At 44.2% G+C, this 2518-nt stretch carries 3 protein-coding genes; 2 read left to right on the plus strand and 1 reads right to left on the minus strand.

All coding sequences use genetic code 11. The features are described from left to right. Positions 1-653 (minus strand): cytochrome P450 (locus tag NDA06_RS26510; protein WP_348251948.1); only part of this gene is annotated, 653 nt, incomplete at its 3' end. Positions 654-1582: 929 nt separating this feature from the next. On the opposite strand from NDA06_RS26510, the gene NDA06_RS26515 reads away from it, so the two are divergent. Both NDA06_RS26515 and NDA06_RS26520 read left to right on the plus strand, forming a co-directional pair. Further along, positions 1583-1999 (plus strand): XisH family protein, encoded by a 417-nt coding sequence (locus NDA06_RS26515; protein ID WP_190428349.1) that lies wholly within the window; start codon positions 1583-1585, stop codon positions 1997-1999. Continuing rightward, positions 1987-2322, plus strand: coding sequence for a XisI protein (locus NDA06_RS26520; protein ID WP_190428350.1), 336 nt, complete (start codon positions 1987-1989; stop codon positions 2320-2322). The genes NDA06_RS26515 and NDA06_RS26520 overlap by 13 nt, the downstream gene beginning before the upstream one ends. Positions 2323-2518: the final 196 nt, after the last annotated feature.

Below are 2518 nucleotides of genomic sequence, written 5' to 3' on the forward strand. Positions count from 1 at the left end.
CTAGCTCGTCGCTGGTTAATAATGCGATAGACAATCGCATCCAATTTTTCAATTGCTCGTTGGTAGCGTAAGTTACTAGGAGTAGGCACCCAACCAGGAAGGAAATATTGATTAGCAAGATTGGAATTAAAATCCATCACTGCATTTAGCGCCGCCTGCACTCCTTCCGCTTCATCTTTAATATCAACATCAAACAGTGTTTTTGACACAATTTCTTCGGTCAGCAACATCATATCTTGATGAATATCGCGGATTTCGCCATCGCGCCATTGGTCAATTAATTGCTCAGTATAGTCAACCATTACCTTCCCATAGGCGACAATTCGTTCCTGATGAAAAGCTGGTTGAACCAGGCGGCGTTGACGCTGCCAAAAGTCCCCTTCACTGGTTAATAAGCCATTGCCTACAACGCGCAATCCGCGTCGGTATACGCTACTTTTCACAAAGTTTGGGTATTGAGTAACCAACACTTGCTCGATCAAGTCAGGATGGTTGACTAAAAAAGCTGGAAATGGCCCAAACTTCCAGCAAACAAGATCGCCATACTCTCTAGCACATTTGCTAAGGAACTTAAGCGGGTCGCGGTTTATCTCTGGAAGATTACCCACAAGGAAATGAGCTTTAGGGCCAGGTGGTAAACGTACTGCGGGCATAAACAACTCTGTTAAAAATGCTTTTGTGAATAATCAAATGGTTTTATGGCTGCTCATGCCGAAAGGTAGCTATTATCTCGGTTTTGTTGAGTTTGAGCCGTTGAAAACTACTTTCAAGCCTTTCCTGAGATAAGATCGACTATTCGGGCGAGCGATACTCTTTTTTTAACACTGCCTATCTAAATTTTAGCCAAAACAAATTTGTTCCAAATCAAATGACACTTACACCTGTGCGCCTGTGAGTGATCGCTCCTGGCACCCGTCCTCTACAAAAGTTCTTGCTCTACCGCTCTGGACAAAGCCCGGATTAGTCAGGCTACCGATAGTCATCCTCGTGATAGTTTTAAGGTAAAGTTTTGGCGGCGCAGCATGGCTAGGGTAGTGCCTTCGCATCAGGTCAGCACAAGCATAAACAATAGCAATTAACAAAACCAAACTTATCTAGGTAAGACTTTGAACCAGAATAATAGATAAAAATTAGCCCTTACATTGAAAGGGCTAAACTGAACTAACGACTGGCCTTTTGGTTAGAAAAAAACCTAAATTAATGAACGTCAATAATGGGTTGGAGAAGAAGGGCGATCGCCCCAACACTGACAAAAGACAAAGTTACCCAAAAGAAAATTCTCATTCTGTTTTCCTACCTTGATTTAATTTCTGATGCTTTATACAGTTCAATTTACTGGGATCGTAGTGAAGAGTTACGAATTGCCTAATCCACCTAGGGAGAGAGAAAGCGCTCGATAGAAAGAGAGAGTTAATAGTCTAGGAAGCGATCGCACCTGCCACCCATTCTGCTTGCTCTACCTATCTGCAATGGTTTTAAAGTGAAGTTTTGGCGCTGGTGCCGTGTGACCAATCAGCCTTATGCAATGCTAAGCAAATTAAGCGATCGCTGTAAGATGGGGCGAGACGCTGGGTGAGGAGAAATGGCTGCCAAAGACTTATTCCATAATGCCGTGAAACAGGCACTCCTGAAGGAGCAGTGGACGATTACGGCTGATCCCCTGACAATAAAAATTGAGGGCGTGAAGTTTGAGATTGACTTAGCAGCAGAAAAGGTCTTTGCGGCTGATAAGGCGGGGCGAAAAATCGCAGTTGAAGTCAAAAGCTTTTTGAACAACTCTGTCATTAATGACTTTCATGTAGCCTTGGGTCAATTTTTGAACTATCGGCTTGCCCTACAAATGCGTGAACCAGACAGGACGCTGTATTTAGCGATACCGTTTGATACATTTGACTCCTTCTTTCAAGAGCGGTTTGTTCAAGAAGCGGTCAAGATTTATCAACTAAAGCTCGTCGTTTACGATCCAAGCAAGGAGGTAGTTATCGAATGGAAAGATTAGAACACTACCGCGAATGCGTCCGTAAACTGTTAACTGAACAGGCGACGCTAGAAGAGCGTAATCCAGACATTGAGTGCCAGCTTGTTGTTGATGCGGAGCATGACCACTATCAGTTGCTGGATGTTGGCTGGGAAGGACTGAAGCGGGTTTACAACTGTTTCATCCATTTGGACATTAAGGATGGCAAAATTTGGATTCAGCGCAATATGACTGAGGTGGACATTGCGCGGGAATTAGTAAAGATGGGGGTGCCGAAGGAGGATATTGTCCTGGGGTTACATCCGCCGTATAAGCGTCCGTACACAGGGTATGGAGTTGCTTAATCCCTCCTGCCATCCCTCCTCTACCAACCTGCTTGCTCTACAGGCATACACAAAACATAGATATAGTCAGGCTACCTAACGCTCTTCTGTCACTCTAGGCAGCAGAAAATAGGGAATCTTGCATTTGTAGGGGGATAGGAACTGCACCGTGAAAGTAATTCATAAGCGCAATCAAGCGTGAAAATCCCAAAGATAG

The organism is Trichocoleus sp. ST-U1, from assembly GCF_039961835.1.
Classification (GTDB): domain Bacteria; phylum Cyanobacteriota; class Cyanobacteriia; order Cyanobacteriales; family FACHB-T130; genus FACHB-T130.